This window comes from Streptomyces thermoviolaceus (assembly GCF_045209695.1).
In the GTDB taxonomy this organism is placed as follows: Bacteria; Actinomycetota; Actinomycetes; order Streptomycetales; family Streptomycetaceae; genus Streptomyces; species Streptomyces thermoviolaceus.
The window spans coordinates 734,060-749,443 of record NZ_CP109280.1 but is presented as its reverse complement, the minus strand read 5'-3'; the positions used below and the strand labels follow the sequence as shown (position 1 = coordinate 749,443).

Sequence of the window (15,384 nt, the reverse complement as noted above, 5' to 3'; positions counted from 1 at the left end):
CAATGTGGAGATCCCGAAAGTCGGCAAGAGAATCCGTACATCCCTCGAGCGGCACGGCTACTCGCTCCAGGGGCAGCCCGACCCGCGCACCGGCGAGGCGACCGTGCACGTCGTCCGCGAGAACGGCCAACAGACCTCCTACGTCGGCCACGTCGACCACTACCTGGGGGTGTGGCACGCCTTCGCCGTCGTGCGGCCCGCCGCGGTCTACCCGGAGGACGCCTTCGGCCAGTTCGACTCGTTCGAGGAGGCCCTGCTCTCCGTCCTCGTGAACTTCACCCACGTCGCGTAGGAGGCACCCCCATGTCCGTGGAACCACGGTTCATCGACCAGGTCAGGTGCCTGATCCTCAAGGATCCCCGGGCCAAGGCACTGAACGAGGCCCTGTCACCGAGCGACAGGAAGTTCTTCAACGGCTTCCTCATGACGGTGGTCGCCGTGCTCGTCACTCCGCGCCTCGGCGCGGAGTGCACGGCCGAGGAACTCGCGGCGTTCAGCGACGAGGTCGCCGCCTCGCAGCGGAAGGAGCGGCGGCCGGTCAACGAGTTCGTCATCGAGGAGATCGTCCGCTACATCTACGGAAAACCGCAGCTGTTCGCCACCGTCCCCGTGCCTCCCGCCGCCGTGTCGACGGCGGGCGCGGCGATCGTACGGCACATCAGAGACAGGGAGCCGTACGTCGTCGACAACGTCGACAGCGTCCTCGCCGCGGCCGAGCAGCTCCACAAGAAGCTCAACCAGGGGTGACGCGGTGCCCGGCCGGGGCGGGCGGAGCCCCGGCCGCCCCGGACGCGGGTGCCGTCGAGCGCATGTCTCCTCGCGCTCCGTCGGCATCGAACAGCTCGAGGTGCAGCGGTTCGGTGCGCCCACCGCCGGATCGACGCCGCGCCCGCAACCGGGAGCCGCCGACACCGGCGCTCGCACCGGCGGTCCGGCGGCCGGCTCGACCGGATCCGTACCGGCCGGGACCCTGCCCGGCGGTACGGATCCCCGTCGCACGGCTCCCGGCCGTACGGCTCATCCAGCCGGACGGCTGCTGTCGCGGACCTCGAGCCGGTGCGGCACCACGATGTCCGAGGGCGGCACCGATGCGGCGGGGCTGTAGATGCGGTCCGCCAGGCACTGCAGGGCGCGTGCGGCGATCTGCTTCTTGTCGGGCACGACGGTGGTCAGCGGCGGATACGCGTAACGGCCGTCCTCGATGCCGTCGAAGCCGACCACGGCCAGGTCCTCGGGGACGCGCAGGCCGCGTGCGTGGGCCACATGGAGCGCGCCGAGGGCGAGTTCGTCGGTGAAGGCGAAGACCGCGTCGGGCCGCGCGCCGGAGTCCAGCAGCTCGGTCATCGCCCGGGCGCCGTCCTCGCGGTGCAGCGCCCGCACCGGGCGTTGCAGTGCCTCGTCGGGCGTCAGCCCGGCGCGCCGCAGCGCGCGGTGGTACCCCTCCAGCCGCTGGCGGGCGGTGTCGTTGTGCAGATGGGGTTGCAGACCGATCGCGGCGATGCGCCGTCGTCCGGTGTCGAGCAGGTGAGTGGTGGCCTCGTCGGCCGCGAGAACGTTGTCGACGGCCACGCGGTCCGCCAGTCCGGGCGCGCGCTGCTCGCCCAGGAGGACCACCGGGATGTCGCGGGCGCGGGCGGTCAGCTCGTCCGGGCGCAGCGACCACGGGCTGATGATGAGCCCGTCGACCACCCGCCCGCCCGTGCCCTCCAGCAGTCGCCGCTCGGCCTCGCCGTCGCCGAAGGTCTGGTCGATGACGACCGTCCACGAGCGTTGCTGCGCGGCCTCGACGAGCAGGCCGGCGAGTTCGCCGAAGTACGGCGAGTGCAGCTCGGGGATGACCAGACCGATCAGGCCGGTGCGGCCGGCCCGCAGATTGCGGGCGGCCAGGTTGGGGCGGTAGCCGAGCTCGTCCAGGGCCGCCTGGACGCGGGCCCGTGTCTCCTCGGCGACGGACCCGGAACCGCTGACGACGTTGGAGACGGTGCGTATCGACACCCCGGCCAGGGCTGCGACATCTTTCAGGCGACTACTCACGGTGGCCATCCTGGCACGTCACCAGGCGGCGGACAAAGACCGGAGGAATGTTCTGCGCGGGTCTTGCAACGCTGAATGCAACGTTGCAACATGGCCGCCGACAGCCAACGGCGCAAGGAGGCGCACATGACCACGCACGCCTATCCCGGTGTCTCGCCGGCCCAGCTGGACGTCGACGTGACCGCAGACGTGGAGGCCCTGTACACCGACGGCATCACGGCCCGGAAGGGGGCCTTCACACCCGAGTGGGCCGACCGGCTCCGCGAGGACATCGAGAAGGCCTTCGCCGAGGCCATGGCCCGTCCCGACGGCGCCGTGGGGCGCGGCCCGAACCGCTACTACGTCGAGATCCATCCCGAACAGCTCAGGGGCTTCGTGGATCTGGTGGACCACCCCTGGGTGCGCTCGCTGTGCACCGCGGTGCTCGGGCCGGACTACCGCATCGTGGAACTGGGTTTCGACGTCCCCCTGGAAGGCGCGGTCAACCAGCCCTGGCACCGTGACTTCCCCATGCCCGAGGAGACCCGGCGCGAGCGCCGCCTGACGTCGCTGGCGTTCAACGTGACCGGTGTGGACACTGAGGAGGACATGGGGCCCTTCGAGATCGCGCCGGGCACCCAGTGGGACGACAGCCCGGAGTTCGCGCACGACATGTTCCCGCCGAAGTCGCACTACGCCCGCTACGAGAAGCTCGCCGTGCGTAAATACCCGCAGCGCGGCGACATATCCTGCCGCACCGCACTGGCCATCCACCGCGGCACGAAGAACGAGTCCACCAAGTCCCGCCCCGTGCTCGTCCTCGGCGTCGACGGCCCGGAGGCGAACAACGCCGACCGGCACGACACGGCCGTCACCCGCGCCTTCTGGGAGTCCCTGCCCGAGCGCGTGCGCAGGCACCTGGACTGCCCGGTGGTGGACGAGCTGAAGCCCGTCACGCAGAAGCACACCATCGAGGGTCTGGTCATGGGCGATGCCTGAGGGCACCGCGGTCGCCCCGGCCCGGGAGCGCGGCCGCGTCCGCACGCCGGCCCAGGTGTACGCGGTGGCCGCCGTGTCCGCCCTGGGCGGCCTGCTCTTCGGCTACGACACCGGCATCATCTCCGGCGCACTGCTGTACCTCCGCCAGGACCTGCACCTGTCCTCGCGAGGGCAGGAGATCGTCGTCAGCGTCATCCTCGTCGGAGCGATGATCGGCGCCCTGGTCTCCGGGCGGCTCGCCGGGCGCCTCGGCAGGCGCCGGGTGGTGCTCTGGGTCGCTGTGATCTTCGCCGTGGGCGCACTGGGCGCCGCCGCGGCCCCCGACACCGGCACGCTGATCGCGGCACGCCTCGTGCTCGGTCTGGCCGTGGGCGGGGCCTCGAACATGGTGCCGGTGTACATCGCCGAGGTCGCGCCGCCCGCCATCCGCGGCCGGCTCATGGTGCTGTTCCAGCTGATGGTCGCCATCGGCCAGCTGATCGCCTACCTGGCGGGCTGGCTGCTGGCCGGCAGCGGCGGATGGCGGGTGATGTTCGGCCTGGCCGTCGTCCCGGCCGTCGTCCTGGCGATCGGCATGACCAGACTGCCGGAGAGCCCACGCTGGCTGGTCGAGCGCGGCGAGACCGGCGAGGCCCACGCGGTACTGCGCCGGCTGCGCCCCCAGGGCACCGACATCGCCGGCGAGATCGCCGCCATCCGCGACGTCGCCGCGTCGACACCCCGGCAGGACAGCCGCGCTCTGCTGCAGCCCTGGCTGCGCCCCGCCCTGGTCGTCGCGCTCGGGGTGGCCGCGTTCTCCCAGCTGACCGGCATCAACGCGATCGTCTACTACGCCCCGACGATCCTGTCCGACGCCGGCTTCGGGGAGTCGGTCGCGCTGGTCACCGGCATCGGCATCGGAGCCATGCTCGTCGTCGCGGGCATCACCGGGGCCATCGCGGTGGACGCCATCGGCCGCCGCAGGACCATGCTGTGGTTCATGCCGCTGTCGGGGCTGGCCATGGCCGTCCTGGGGCTCGCCTTCCTCATGGACGGCTCACCCGCACAGCACTGGACCGTGATCATCGCGCTGTTCGTGTACATCCTGTGCAACGGCATCGGCATGCAGTCCGTGGTGTGGCTGATCGCCCCGGAGATCCTCCCCCTCGGCGTACGCGGGCCTGCGACCAGCCTCGCGACCCTGTGCGTCTGGGGGTTCGACCTCCTGATCGCCGTCACCGCACTCAGCACGATCAACGCGGTCGGCCGGGCGGGCACCTTCTTCCTCTACGCCGCCCTGAACGTGCTCTGCATCGTCTTCGTGGCGCTGAAGGTACCCGAGACCCGCAACCGGCCGTTGGAGGACATCGAACGCGCACTGCGGGCACCGGGCTCACTGCGCCGCAACCTCGCTGCGACGCCCTGACCCCTCACCCGGTCCCACGGGCCGGCCCCCGTCTCTCGCGAGAGCGGAGGCCGGCCCGCACGCGTCCCGGTTCCGGCGCAGGCCGGACCGCTCAGGGGCCGCGCCCCGGTCGTGTCGCGACTGAGGTCGGGCGACAAGCGGGACCGGGACGGGTGCGGCACGTCGCCGTCGGCTCACGGAGCCCTGACCCCCGCGGTGGCCGGTCGCCTCGACGCACGGGTCGGCCAGGTGGTCGAGGCCCGTGACCACCGGAGACGTACCGTGATCACCGAAGACGTACCGGGGGAGCGACCGTCATCCCTCCTCCAGTCGGATCGCGGCGGCCGGGCAGACCGCGGCGGCTTCCCGGACCCCGTCGTGGTGCTCGGGGCCGGGACGGTCGGAGAGCAGCTCGACGATGCCGTCGTCGTCCTGGTCGAATACCTCCGGGGCCATCAGGACGCACTGGCCGGAGGCGACACACTTCGGCTGGTCGATGTGCACGTGCATGAGGTGCCTCGTTTTCCGCTGTGAGTGGGGAAGATGCCGGTGGAGTTGCTGGTGGGGGATCACCGGTGGGGAAGTCACCAGGTGACGGGAAGCTCGTAGACGCCGTAGACGAGACCGTCGTGCTTGAACTGCAGCTCGTCGACGTCCGTCGCCAGGGCCAGGGTGGGGATGCGGCGGTACAGGGTGCTGTAGACGACCTGCAGTTCGACGCGGGCCAGAGGCTGGCCGAGGCACTGGTGCACGCCGTAGCCGAAGGCGACGTGGCGGCGCGCGTCGCGGGTGATGTCGAGCCGGTCGGGGTCGGGGAAAGGTTCCGGATCCCGGTTGGCGATGTCGGTCGCCAGGATGATCCCCTCGCCGGCACGGATGGTCCGGCCGTCGATCTCGATGTCCGCCGTGGCCACGCGGCGCCGCCCGGAGTGCGTGATGGTGAGGTAGCGCAGCAGCTCCTCGACGGCCCGCGCGGCGACGGCGGGGTCCTGGGACTCGCGGAGCAGCGCGAGCTGCTCGGGGTGCTGCAGCAGAGCGACGGTGCCCAGCGTGATCATGTTCGCGGTGGTCTCATGACCGGCGCCGAGCAGCAGCACACCCATGCGGGCGGCCTCGCGCTGTGTCATCTCGCCCGTCTCCACGCGTTCGGTGGCGAGCTTGGACAGCAGGTCGTCCTCGGGCTTCTTCCGCTTGACCGTGAGCAGTTCGTCGAGGTAGTCGGTGAGCGTCCGGGTGGCTTCCGCCACCTCGTCCGGGGTGGACGTGCGGCGGACGATCACCTGAGTGTTGCGCTGGAACAGGTCGTGGTCCCGGTAGGGCACCCCGAGCAGCCGGCAGATGACCAGGCTCGGCACGGGGAGCGCGAACGCCGTGACCAGGTCGGTGGGGTTCGGGCCGGCGAGCATCTCGTCGATCAGGTCGTCGACGATCTGCTGGACGTCGGGCCGCAGCTGCTCCATCTTCCTGATGGCGAACGGTCCGGTCACCATCCGGCGCAGCCGGGCGTGCTCCGGGTCGTCCATCGTGAGGAACGTGCGCTGGTCCTGCTCCCGCGCCAGCATCGCGGCGTTCCGGTGCGGATAGCCGCTGCGGGTCGCGTCGGCGCTCACCCGCGGGTCGCCGAGCAGGGCGCGCACATGGTCGTAGCGCGTGATCAGCCACGGGGTGGTGCCGTCCCAGATGCGCACTCGGGAGATCGGGCGGCTGGACTGCAGCTCCCGCAGCGCCGGCGGCGGATCGAACGGGCAGCCGGCTGCCCTGGGCATCGGGTGTTCCGGGAGTCGAGCTGAGGTGTCCGGCAGTGTCTCGGTCATGCCTGCCTCCGTGGGGGGAGTCGCCGTCGGCTCTTTCCTCACACCGTTAGGTGCCTAGGGCAACGATGTCAGTGGAGAGCGGCGGACGGTCCTACCGCTTCCGGCCAGTTTTCGATCACCTGGCCGGGGCGAGACCGAGCGGATCCTCCGCCCTCTCCTCCAGCCGCTGCGGGTCGGCCGCGAACGGCACCGTCACCGACGTCGCCACCATGCCGTACACCGACGACCACAGCAGCCGCGCCATCCGATCGGCTCCCGCCCCGGCGGCGGCGTCCAGGATCTCGTCCCGCAGCGCGGCCCCTTCGCCCCACCGGCTCTGCTTGCGGCGCTCGAAGCCGTCCGTCACCCCAGCTCCTCCCGATGGCGAAAACCGGCCGATCCATCATCATGCACGGCGACGGAGGCACGGTCGGGAAGGCAGGTGTGCGGGGTGACGAGATGGCCCCATCGATTCCAGTGAGTTCGCCTTCGTCAGCTGCTCCCCAGAGCACCGCACGAGGCGGTGTTCGTCCACCATTGCAAGCGGGGCAAGCCACTGGCGGTGGCCGTGCGCTCACGCCAGCACGCCAAGCTGGCGGTCGCCGACCGTCGCACCCTCTTTCTCGGCAGTGCCGACCTGACCGAGTCCGCGGTCCGGCGCACCATCGAGGCCGGAGTCCTGGTGACGGGGGGGAGAAGCACCGCGACGCGCGGCCGAGCACATCGTGGAACTGCAACGCCTGGGCGTATTGCGGCGCTTTCGGTCAAACGAGGGCCTCGCTGGTAAGCGGGCGGTGCCGATGCGTCGGCCGACGGCCGGGTCCGACCGGCTGTCCCCGCTCCACCCTCCCCGGCACGCACACCCAGGCCAGCCCCGACGTGGTGGGGTAGGCGAGGGCGAAAGCGGCCATGGCGGTGCGCAGGACGGTGCCGTAGGCGGTTGCTGCGGCGAGCAGGCTGCCGCCGAGGGCGACGCCCGTGGCTCTGTTGATCTGCCAGGTGGTGTCGGAGAAGGCGGAGACCTCCGCTGAGCGGCCCGCGTGTGCCGAACCCATCCCCGTGGCGGTCGAACCGGTCAGCGCGTAGGACGTGCCAAAGCCCGCCGCCAGCAGCGGATACGGGAGTCGCCCTGGAAGGCCAGGAGCAGGCCGGAGACCACCAGTGGCCGGTCCCCGGTGCGCCGGCTCAGCCGATCGGACAGGGCCGAGGCGATGAACATTGTCGTCGCCAGTGCCGGGAACAGCGCAAGGCCGGTGGTCAACGGGCTTCCGCTGATGCTGGAGGTCCAGGCTCGCGGCGAACACCATGCCATGGGAACCGAGGTTGAGCAGAGAGCCGAAGACGGCTCAGCCGTTCAGCGCGCGAGATCAGCAGGCTCAGCGGGACGACGGGGGAGCGGACGAATCGCTCAAGCACTGCGAACGCCGCGTCCGCAAGTCCCAGGCCGGCGTCAGGACAGCCGGGTCGGCCCAGCCGCGGCGTCCGGCCTCGTTGAGCGTCGAGATCAGCAGCGCGACCGCTGACGATGCCAGCCGTCGAGCCCCACAGTCCGAGGGCCTACGAACCCGGCACGATCAGCGCGGCGCCGAGGCCCTCCAGCAGGGGGCCACCAGCAGGACGGCGGCGTTCGGCGCGAGTGCGCACGCGGCCGACGACACCGTGAACACCGCAACGCCCATGCAGAAGACCCGCCGGTTGTGCCACTGGTCGCCCGGTGCACCCCCGGGTGAGCAGCACCTCGGCGAACACCAGGGCGCGCCCGTCGGTCATCCACTGGATGCCGGTGAGCGAGGTCGACCGCTTCCTGCCGATGACCGGCACGGCGACGTTGATGATGTGGCCATCGTGGACAACGGCCGCTCGCCCCGTCCAGTGAGCCCGCCACACTTCGTCACCAGCGCACCATAGGGGTCGAGTTGATGGTGCCCGCCCCAGCACGCCGCCCGCACTGTGGCGACGATCACGATGACGTCGGAAGCTCCTTGCGTAGGCTGGCGGCGCCCAACCGCGATGGGGGCGCCCTAAGGCCTGTCCCAGCTGCGCGTGCCCCGGGAAGAGGGCCGACGCGCGACTCGTCGTAGGGTGCAAGCACAGCCCTTGACCTGCAGCCGCAGGCAGGGAGCCTACTTGCAGGAGTGTGCTCCGATGTTGCGAACCATGTTCAAGTCGAAGATCCACCGCGCCACCGTCACCCAGGCCGACCTGCACTACGTCGGGTCCGTCACCATCGACGCGGATCTGATGGACGCGGCCGACCTGTTGCCCGGGGAGCTGGTGCACATCGTCGACATCACCAACGGTGCCCGGCTGGAGACGTACGTCATCGAGGGCGAGCGAGGATCGGGGGTCATCGGCATCAACGGAGCCGCCGCCCACCTCGTGCACCCCGGGGACCTGGTCATCGTCATCAGCTACGCCCAGGTCACCGATGCCGAGGCGCGAGCGCTGAAGCCGCGGGTCGTGCACGTGGATGCCGCCAACCGGATCGTCGCCCTGGGGGACGATGCGTCCGCACCGGTGCCGGGCAGTGACCAGGAGCGCAGCCCGCAGGCTGTCTCGGCCTGACCCGTCCGTACCGGTCGGTAGACGCGTCATGCCAGTTCGGGTAGACGCGTCATGCCAGTTCGGGTAGACGCGTCATCCGGGAACCGACGCCATCCCCCAGTCCGCCGACATGTCCCGTTCAGCGTCAGGGAAAGCAAGCGCGGACGCCGTGCGCAGGGCCCTCAGCCGGGTGGAGTCCTGGCTGGGGGCCACGCGGAACATGCGGCGGTACTCGCAGCTGAACTGGGAAGGGCTGTGGTACCCCTCCGCATGGCCGGCGCCCGTGTTGTCGGAGGGGCGGCCGGCGAGCAGCAGCCGTGCCTCCTGCAGGCGCACGTGCTTCTGGAACTGGATGGGGCTCCGGTCACGGTCGCGAAGTCGCGGCGAAAGGTGGAGGCGCTCATGCCGGCTGGCCGGGCGAGATCCTCGACGCGGAAGCTGTCCGCATGGTGCTCTCGAGCTGTCCGCATGGTGCTCCCGGATCCACTGGGCGGCGCGGCTGATGTGGGCGAGCGTGCTGTCGGCGGGGCCGAGCTGCCGGATCATGGCTCCTTGCACGCCGCGCAGCAGGAGCCCCAGGATCTCCTTCTTGACCAGCGGGGCGAGGATCTTGCGGCCGGAGGGGCGGTCCAGCAGACGCAGCAGGCGGACGATGGCGTAGTACCTGCGCACGCTGGAGCATCTGCGCACCCGTGCGGAACCCGCCCTGGTCGGAGGTTCTGGCCGCCGGAGACCTCGATGTCCTGTCCGGTGATCCACCTGTCCCTCGTCGGAGACGAGCATGGCGACGACGGCGCCGACGTCGTCCGGTTCGCCGACCCGTCCGAGCGTGAACGTCTTCGCCGGTTCCGGAATGATCTCCGGGTGCTTGTGGAAGGCGTCGTCGGTGAACCGGGTGCGGTCAAGACAGAAGACCCCGAGGCCGGATAGACCTCGGGGTCGGCGAGTTTCGTTCGTCCGTGCGTCGTGACGCTCGCGTCCGCAGGCGATGGGGCCCTAACGCCCCGCCCCCTCCGGCACCTCCTCACCCGTCTCCCGCCCGGCCGCCTCAAGCCCCTGGGGCACCCGCTGGAGGGCCGGGTCGTTGCGCAGCCGGAGGAACGTGACGAGCAGGGCCACCGCCTGCAGCACGGCGCAGGCTCGCAGGGCGTCGGTGAGGTGGTCGGCCGGGGTGACGGCGAGGACGATGCCGGCCAGGGGGTAGGGCAGCAGGAGCAGCAGGATGGTCAGGGACAGGGTCGTGCCGAAGGCCGCGGGCGGGATGACCTGGGAGCGCACGGTGCGCAGGACGATGGTCAGGCCTCCGTCGGCGGCCACGAACAGGGACACCAGGGCCGTGTAGCCCGAGTAGGACGGGGCCTCGGACACGGCGAGGCAGGCCGCTGCCGCGACGGTGGAGCTGATGATGCCGACCCCCCACAGGCCGAGCCGGTCGAGGGCGGCCCGGCAACAGGCGACCGCGACGAGGGTGGCGGCCGCGGTCACCGACCACAGGACGCCGGCGGCGGCCGGGGACCGCCCGAAACGGTGCTCGACGAGGACGGGGCTGGCCGACTGCAGCAGCCCCAGCATGAGGTTGGAGCAGGCGAGGCCGGCCACCAGCCGCCGCAGGGGTGGCAGGGACCGCAGGGTCTGCCAGCCTTCCCGCAGGCCGCCGCCCGGACGCGAGGCCCCCTGGCGGGTGCCGCGCAGGGGAGTCGACGGGGTCTGCAGGGCCAGTCCGGCGGACAGGAAGGACAGCAGGCTCAGGCATGCCAGCATCCATGTCGGGCCGATGAGCAGCAGGACACCGCCCAGGGCCGGGCCGATGAGGGTGGCCGTCTGGTCGATGCCGATCAGCACCGACTGCACCTTGTGGGTGGGCCCGTCGCTGTGGCGGCTGGCGATGGCGCCGACGGCTTCGTTGGCGATGAAGCTGAACTGCGTCAGCGCCCCGGTCACGGCCGCCAGCACCATGACGAGAACGGTCGCGAGGGTGCCCGGCGGTACCAGGACGAGCGCCACCGCCGCGCCGGCCACCAGCACGGCCCGCGTCAGCGAGGCGAGGAAGCACACGATGGCCGCGCCGCTGCGGTCGACCAGGGCGCCGGCGACGCCGAACGCGGCCACCCGGGGTATCCACTCCAGCGCGAAGGCCAGCCCCGTCAGGGACGCCGAGCCGGTGGAGGCCAGCACGACGAGCGGCATGGCGTAGGTCGCCATGGAGTAGGCGAGCGCGTCACAGGCACGGGGTGCGTAGACCCGCCGCAGCAGCCCGCCCTCCGGGGCGGCGGCGTGCCGCCCGGCCGGCTGGGCCTCGTACAAGGAAACGGTCATGACACGGGGGCTTTCACGGGGCGGGGCAGGGACGGACGGTGAAGGCGTAGCCCGCCGCTGACACGGAGGAGACCGCCGTCCGCATTCCAGTTGCGGGCATGACAGACCTGCACAGGGACTCCGGTTCGAACTGCGTGGTGCACAGGTCGCGGGCTCGCCGTGGGCGTGCACGGACCCGCCCCCTGTCTTCAGGGCGCCGCCCGCGACCCCCTTCAGCACACGGAGGCACGCCTCCCCCGCCCGGGGACGCCGTGTCCAGCGCCTTCCAGGCCCAGCCTCATCGCGGGTGGCGGCTCATCCTACAAGATCATAAAGCGGGCCGGTCAGGTGCTCGAGAGTGCCGGTGTTCAGTGGACGGCATTTCAGAAACCGCGGAAAAGCGCGGTGTTCGTCGGAGTGTCGCCTGTGGCCGCGGTGATTGTCGATGATCGGCAACATGAAGTATGTGCATGATCAAAGCACCTGATTGACCGGGGCACGTCATTTTGGTTTTCCGGAGGTCGTCGGACGAAGCGTCGAAACGATCTTCACCGCCGGGGGAGCCACTCGGAATGCGTCCGCGCGGCGGCGGCCGGTGCCGCGGGGGCACGGTGTCGCCGCACGCGGCAGGTGATGGCCCACAAGGCGCCACGAGGCGGTACAGGTATCACGCGGCCGTACAAGGCCCCACCTGCGGTGAACCGAACTGGCCGCCCGCCGCCCGCCCGGCGCCACCGCTGCGGTGCTCAGGCTGAACGGCGCAAAGGGTCGCAGGCGGTCATGGTCCGCCCGTGACACGGCACTCTTCCATCCAGCTGGCGAATCTGGACCTGAACCTGCTGGTGGCTCTGCGGGAGCTGCTGCCGGAGCGGAACGTGACGCGAGCGGCGGCACGGATCGGGGTGACGCAGCCCGTGGCCAGCGTCGCGCTCGCCCGGCTGCGGCGGCACTTCGGGGACGATCTGTTCGTCCGCGGCCAGAATGGGTACGTCCTGTCGCCGCCGGCGATGCAGCTGGCCGATCAGGTGGAGACGGTGTGCGCGGCGGTGGAGCGCCTGTTCGCCACCGACCCCCGGTTCGGTCCGGCGACCTCCCGTCGGCAGTTCACACTGCTGATGGCGGACTACACCTGATGGCGGACTGCACCGTCTTGGTGCTCGGGGTGTCCCTGTCGAAGGCGCTGGCGCGGCAGGCGCCACGGGGCGAGACGCCCATACGTCTGGTGCGGGAGGCTTTCACCACGGAGACCGCGGAGACCGTGCGGTTCATCGACGGGATGATCGCGCCGCCCGTGAGCCGGTTCGAGGTGCCGGGGCTGAGATCGGTGGATCTGTTCACCGAGCGCTGGGTGTGCGTGCTGGACGCGACCCGCCCGTACACGATCCGGGGCTCGCTGAGCCAGTCCGACATGGCGCACATGGACTGGGTGGCATCTTTCCATCCTGATCCGGGGCCCATGACGGCGGCCCCGACGACGCGGCAACTCGCCCTGTTCGGAAGAGAGCCGGACATCAGAGTGAGGGCGAAAAGCTGTCAGGCAGTGCCGCATCTCATGGCCGGCACCGACCGTGTCGCCCTGCCGCAAGAACGCCTCGCCCGGCGTGTCGCGGGGCCGATGGAACGTGCCGTACTTCCCCGCCCGGGCAGTCCGGAGCCCATCACCGAAAAGCTGTGGAGCCGCACCGCGCGGACCGTGACCGGGATCCGGCCCGCCAATGGCTGCGCGAGACTCCGCTGGAAGCGGCGGCCACGCTGTGAACCCCCTTCCCGTGAGCCCGCTGTGACCTGCGGACATCAATCGCATTGATGTCCGGCCAGCTGGATTGTCCATCCGCCGACGCCTTCCGGGAGATACTTCCCTCTTTACATTGACCCGCATTCCCATGCATTGACAGGCCTCAAAGTCCGTACCGTCACCAAGCCTGCGTCCTCGGCCGCTCATGAACGCGACGCGGATGTCTGTGCGGTCGGTGCGGAAGAGGCGGACTTTCCGCGACCATCGAATCGGCGTGGCTCGGCAGTCCCGGCAGTTGGTGTTCCGCGGCCGTGGCATCGTACCGGGCCGCGTCGAGGGCGAGGCCCTGGTCTCCCGCGAGACCAATTCCGGCTGGGGCGGCATCGACCCGGCCACCGGCGCCATCATCGAGCGCCGGCACGAACTCTGCGGTGTCTGCTTCACCGGCAAGGTGCTGGTCTTCCCGGGGGCGAAGGGCTCCTCCGGCCGGTCCGGTTTCTTCCAGGCGACCCGCCTGATGGGCACCGCGCCGCTGGCGATGGTCTTCACCCACCTGACCACCAAGGCCGCCCTCGGCGCGATCGTCACCCGCGTCCCCACGGTAACCCACTTCGACGACGACCCGGTGGCCGGCATCGAGACCGGTGACCGGGTGGAGGCCGACGGCGACACCGGGCTGGTGATCGTGCACGGACGTGTCGCGGACCTGACCGTCGCACGCCGGACGACATGACCACGTGGTGAGGAGTCCGGTTCGCCGGGCCCCTCACCACGTGGTGTGCTGTGTGTGATGTGCCGTTCGCGTGCGGTGCGGGGCACGGCCTCGACGCTCGAGGACCGGATGTCCGAAGGGGCATCCCCGGCGCCGCACGGCCGCGCGAGGAGAAGCGCCCGCGCCGACCGGGCACGCCGCCCGCGCGTCCCCACGGCTGCCCGAGCACCCGGGCGGGCGCCCACGGCATGGCGCACCGCCGCGCCGTTCCGCTCACGAGGCCCGGAGCCGGGCGTCCTCCGTGCGGCGTGCCACGAGCCGGGCCGGAGCGATCCGGCCGCCTTCCTCCGTGACGAAGGCGAGTTCCGCCACGGTGCCGTCGTCGGCGCGACTGAACGTGGGAGAGGTGCCGTCGCTCTGCGGCCGGTACGTGCGCCCCCAGTCCGCCAGCGCCGCGATCACCACGTTCAGCCCGCGGCCGGCATCGCTGAGCACGTACTCGTACCGGCTCCGCTCGCCCGGCTCGCGATAGGCGCGGCGTTCGAAGATGCCCTGCTCCACCAGGGTTTCCAGCCGCCGGGACAGGATGTTCGGAGCGATGCCGAGGGCGTCGCGGAACTCCTGGAAGCGTGTCGAACCGGCGATCAGCGCCTCTCGGATGATCAACACGGTCCAGGTGTCGCCGAGCACTTCGAGGGCTCGGGCGATGGAACAGGTCGCATCCTTGCCCAGCGTCTTGGCCATGCAGCCGAGTCTACCGGATGGGTTGCGCGATGAAACCCAGCGGTCTAGATTGCAATTAAGTACTCAGCTGGGTCCGGGTGTCGGTTGCCGTGCCGCGCCGGTTCCTCGGACACCACCCGACCTGACCACCCGAACCGGACCGGACCCGTCCCGGAAACCTGTCGCCTGGCACGGGCGACGCGTCGGTGCGACTGTGCGTCGCTCCTGTTCCCACCCCTGCCCCTGCTGCCGTCCACCGGCCCGACACGATCAAGGAACGTGACCCATGCCTGTATCCGCCGCGCAGCGGCGTGTGGCCTTCAAAGGCCTGCTCGCCTCCTCGAAGCCGCTGCTGCTCCCCGGGGCGTACGACGCGCTCAGCGCCCACCTGGTGGAGCGCGCCGGTTTCCCCGCGACCTACCTCGGCAGCTTCGCCGCGGCAGCCGGCCTTCAAGGGCTGCCCGACGTCGGCCTGATCACCCTCACCGAACTGACCGACGCCGCCCGCCGCATCGTCGACGCCACCAGCCTGCCCGTCCTGGCGGACGCCGAGAAAGGTTTCTACGAGGACGCCAACATCTGGCGCACCGTGAGGGCCTTCGAGGCCGCCGGCACGACCGGCATCCACATCGAGGACAACCTCGGCGGCAAGCACACCTCACGGCCCGCCGGACTGCTGGACGCCGACCGGATGGCCAACCGCATCCGCGCGGCACTGGACGCCCGTGACGACCCGAACTTCCTGATCATCGCCCGCACGGACGCCGCGTGGATCTACGGGGACCTGGAGGAGGCGGTGGCCCGGCTGCGCCGCTACGTCGCCGCCGGGGCCGACCTGGTGTTCGCGCCGAAGATCCCCGCCGCCGACCTGAAGAAGGTGCGGTCGCGCATCGAAGCGCCGGTCGTCGTCGCGGCCGACCTGTACGACGCACCGGACGGCAGCAGGCCGGGCAGCACCCTGGCCGAGTACGCCGACGCGGGCGCGGACGTGCTGCTGCTGTGGTACAGCCTGGTCGGCGCCGCCGCCAAGGGCGTCGCCGACACCCTGGACGCGCTCGCGTCCGGCGCCGAGATCGAGGGCCTCGGCGACCTCGTCCTCGACCAGCGCACCTTCGAGTCGTTCATGGGCTATGCCGAGTACGAGGCCCGCGCCTCCCGGTACGCCTGAGCCCTGTCCCTCGTCCAC

Annotated in this window: 19 protein-coding genes; 10 read left to right on the top strand and 9 right to left on the bottom strand. The window is 70.9% G+C overall.

Annotated features, from left to right (window positions below; translation table 11 throughout):
- The first annotated feature begins 4 nt into the window (after positions 1–4).
- Together OG899_RS03350 and OG899_RS03345 are read left to right on the top strand one after the other, a co-directional pair.
- Complete coding sequence (locus tag OG899_RS03350) at positions 5–292, top strand: hypothetical protein (RefSeq protein WP_125500354.1); 288 nt, start codon at positions 5–7, stop codon at positions 290–292.
- A gap of 11 nt (positions 293–303) precedes the next feature.
- Positions 304–747 carry a hypothetical protein gene (locus tag OG899_RS03345; protein WP_125500353.1) on the top strand — a complete coding sequence of 148 codons (444 nt, stop codon included), beginning with the start codon at positions 304–306 and terminating at the stop codon, positions 745–747.
- Between the two features lie 270 nt (positions 748–1,017).
- On the opposite strand, the gene OG899_RS03340 is transcribed toward OG899_RS03345, so the two are convergent.
- Complete coding sequence (locus tag OG899_RS03340; protein ID WP_125500352.1) at positions 1,018–2,034, bottom strand: LacI family DNA-binding transcriptional regulator; 1,017 nt, start codon at positions 2,032–2,034, stop codon at positions 1,018–1,020.
- Positions 2,035–2,160: 126 nt separating this feature from the next.
- Here OG899_RS03340 and OG899_RS03335 point away from each other — a divergent pair, with 126 nt between their 5' ends.
- Together OG899_RS03335 and OG899_RS03330 are read left to right on the top strand one after the other, a co-directional pair.
- Positions 2,161–3,012: a phytanoyl-CoA dioxygenase family protein gene (locus tag OG899_RS03335; RefSeq protein WP_168132328.1), complete on the top strand. Its 852-nt coding sequence runs from the start codon at positions 2,161–2,163 to the stop codon at positions 3,010–3,012.
- Entirely contained in the window at positions 3,005–4,417 is a 1,413-nt protein-coding gene (locus tag OG899_RS03330; RefSeq protein WP_189428107.1) for a sugar porter family MFS transporter, read from the top strand. Before OG899_RS03335 ends, OG899_RS03330 begins: the two co-directional genes overlap by 8 nt.
- A gap of 294 nt (positions 4,418–4,711) precedes the next feature.
- Here the strand turns inward: OG899_RS03330 and OG899_RS03325 are convergent, their stop codons facing one another.
- From OG899_RS03325 to OG899_RS03305, 5 genes are all read right to left on the bottom strand, one after another.
- Positions 4,712–4,906, bottom strand: a complete 195-nt coding sequence (locus OG899_RS03325) for a ferredoxin (protein WP_125500350.1) — start codon at positions 4,904–4,906, stop codon at positions 4,712–4,714.
- A gap of 74 nt (positions 4,907–4,980) precedes the next feature.
- On the bottom strand, positions 4,981–6,210 hold the full coding sequence (locus OG899_RS03320; RefSeq protein ID WP_125500349.1) for a cytochrome P450: 1,230 nt from the start codon (positions 6,208–6,210) through the stop codon (positions 4,981–4,983).
- 115 nt (positions 6,211–6,325) lie between these two features.
- Entirely contained in the window at positions 6,326–6,556 is a 231-nt protein-coding gene (locus OG899_RS03315) for a hypothetical protein (RefSeq protein WP_125500348.1), read from the bottom strand.
- A 397-nt stretch (positions 6,557–6,953) separates the two neighbouring features.
- The gene (locus tag OG899_RS03310) at positions 6,954–7,244 is read right to left on the bottom strand and encodes a hypothetical protein (protein WP_229814178.1); all 291 of its coding nucleotides are present in this window, start codon (positions 7,242–7,244) and stop codon (positions 6,954–6,956) included.
- Between the two features lie 502 nt (positions 7,245–7,746).
- Positions 7,747–8,010 carry a hypothetical protein gene (locus tag OG899_RS03305; protein ID WP_229814174.1) on the bottom strand — a complete coding sequence of 88 codons (264 nt, stop codon included), beginning with the start codon at positions 8,008–8,010 and terminating at the stop codon, positions 7,747–7,749.
- 324 nt (positions 8,011–8,334) lie between these two features.
- Between OG899_RS03305 and panD the strand changes: the two genes are divergently transcribed.
- Positions 8,335–8,754, top strand: a complete 420-nt coding sequence (gene panD, locus OG899_RS03300; RefSeq protein WP_125500758.1) for an aspartate 1-decarboxylase — start codon at positions 8,335–8,337, stop codon at positions 8,752–8,754.
- 72 nt (positions 8,755–8,826) lie between these two features.
- Here panD and OG899_RS03295 read toward each other — a convergent pair whose 3' ends face one another.
- Positions 8,827–9,405 carry an AraC family transcriptional regulator gene (locus tag OG899_RS03295; RefSeq protein WP_373296066.1) on the bottom strand — a complete coding sequence of 193 codons (579 nt, stop codon included), beginning with the start codon at positions 9,403–9,405 and terminating at the stop codon, positions 8,827–8,829.
- 66 nt (positions 9,406–9,471) lie between these two features.
- On the opposite strand from OG899_RS03295, the gene OG899_RS03290 reads away from it, so the two are divergent.
- A complete protein-coding gene (locus OG899_RS03290) occupies positions 9,472–9,663 on the top strand; it encodes a hypothetical protein (RefSeq protein ID WP_194548402.1) in 192 nt (63 codons plus the stop codon).
- Positions 9,664–9,729: 66 nt separating this feature from the next.
- On the opposite strand, the gene OG899_RS03285 is transcribed toward OG899_RS03290, so the two are convergent.
- The gene (locus OG899_RS03285; RefSeq protein ID WP_125500759.1) at positions 9,730–11,049 is read right to left on the bottom strand and encodes an MFS transporter; all 1,320 of its coding nucleotides are present in this window, start codon (positions 11,047–11,049) and stop codon (positions 9,730–9,732) included.
- A gap of 770 nt (positions 11,050–11,819) precedes the next feature.
- Between OG899_RS03285 and OG899_RS03280 the strand changes: the two genes are divergently transcribed.
- From OG899_RS03280 to OG899_RS03270, 3 genes are all read left to right on the top strand, one after another.
- Positions 11,820–12,161, top strand: coding sequence for a LysR family transcriptional regulator (locus OG899_RS03280; RefSeq protein ID WP_229814172.1), 342 nt, complete (start codon positions 11,820–11,822; stop codon positions 12,159–12,161).
- The gene (locus tag OG899_RS03275) at positions 12,161–12,835 is read left to right on the top strand and encodes a hypothetical protein (protein WP_229814171.1); all 675 of its coding nucleotides are present in this window, start codon (positions 12,161–12,163) and stop codon (positions 12,833–12,835) included. Before OG899_RS03280 ends, OG899_RS03275 begins: the two co-directional genes overlap by 1 nt.
- 202 nt (positions 12,836–13,037) lie before the next feature.
- Positions 13,038–13,496 carry an aconitase X swivel domain-containing protein gene (locus OG899_RS03270; protein ID WP_206345869.1) on the top strand — a complete coding sequence of 153 codons (459 nt, stop codon included), beginning with the start codon at positions 13,038–13,040 and terminating at the stop codon, positions 13,494–13,496.
- Positions 13,497–13,748: 252 nt separating this feature from the next.
- Here the strand turns inward: OG899_RS03270 and OG899_RS03265 are convergent, their stop codons facing one another.
- On the bottom strand, positions 13,749–14,219 hold the full coding sequence (locus OG899_RS03265) for a helix-turn-helix domain-containing protein (protein ID WP_125500760.1): 471 nt from the start codon (positions 14,217–14,219) through the stop codon (positions 13,749–13,751).
- A gap of 265 nt (positions 14,220–14,484) precedes the next feature.
- Between OG899_RS03265 and OG899_RS03260 the strand changes: the two genes are divergently transcribed.
- A complete protein-coding gene (locus OG899_RS03260) occupies positions 14,485–15,366 on the top strand; it encodes an oxaloacetate decarboxylase (RefSeq protein ID WP_168132246.1) in 882 nt (293 codons plus the stop codon).
- Positions 15,367–15,384: the final 18 nt, after the last annotated feature.

What these genes read in the sequence shown, in the direction of transcription:
- OG899_RS03310 (WP_229814178.1), bottom strand. Translation starts at nt 7,244, where the DNA reads ATGGGTTCGGCACACGCGGGCCGCTCAGCGGAGGTCTCCGCCTTCTCC.
- OG899_RS03325 (WP_125500350.1), bottom strand. Translation starts at nt 4,906, where the DNA reads ATGCACGTGCACATCGACCAGCCGAAGTGTGTCGCCTCCGGCCAGTGC.
- OG899_RS03335 (WP_168132328.1), top strand. Translation starts at nt 2,161, where the DNA reads ATGACCACGCACGCCTATCCCGGTGTCTCGCCGGCCCAGCTGGACGTC.
- OG899_RS03320 (WP_125500349.1), bottom strand. Translation starts at nt 6,210, where the DNA reads ATGACCGAGACACTGCCGGACACCTCAGCTCGACTCCCGGAACACCCG.
- OG899_RS03260 (WP_168132246.1), top strand. Translation starts at nt 14,485, where the DNA reads ATGCCTGTATCCGCCGCGCAGCGGCGTGTGGCCTTCAAAGGCCTGCTC.
- panD (WP_125500758.1), top strand. Translation starts at nt 8,335, where the DNA reads ATGTTGCGAACCATGTTCAAGTCGAAGATCCACCGCGCCACCGTCACC.
- OG899_RS03290 (WP_194548402.1), top strand. Translation starts at nt 9,472, where the DNA reads ATGTCCTGTCCGGTGATCCACCTGTCCCTCGTCGGAGACGAGCATGGC.
- OG899_RS03275 (WP_229814171.1), top strand. Translation starts at nt 12,161, where the DNA reads ATGGCGGACTGCACCGTCTTGGTGCTCGGGGTGTCCCTGTCGAAGGCG.
- OG899_RS03345 (WP_125500353.1), top strand. Translation starts at nt 304, where the DNA reads ATGTCCGTGGAACCACGGTTCATCGACCAGGTCAGGTGCCTGATCCTC.
- OG899_RS03265 (WP_125500760.1), bottom strand. Translation starts at nt 14,219, where the DNA reads ATGGCCAAGACGCTGGGCAAGGATGCGACCTGTTCCATCGCCCGAGCC.
- OG899_RS03330 (WP_189428107.1), top strand. Translation starts at nt 3,005, where the DNA reads ATGCCTGAGGGCACCGCGGTCGCCCCGGCCCGGGAGCGCGGCCGCGTC.
- OG899_RS03285 (WP_125500759.1), bottom strand. Translation starts at nt 11,049, where the DNA reads ATGACCGTTTCCTTGTACGAGGCCCAGCCGGCCGGGCGGCACGCCGCC.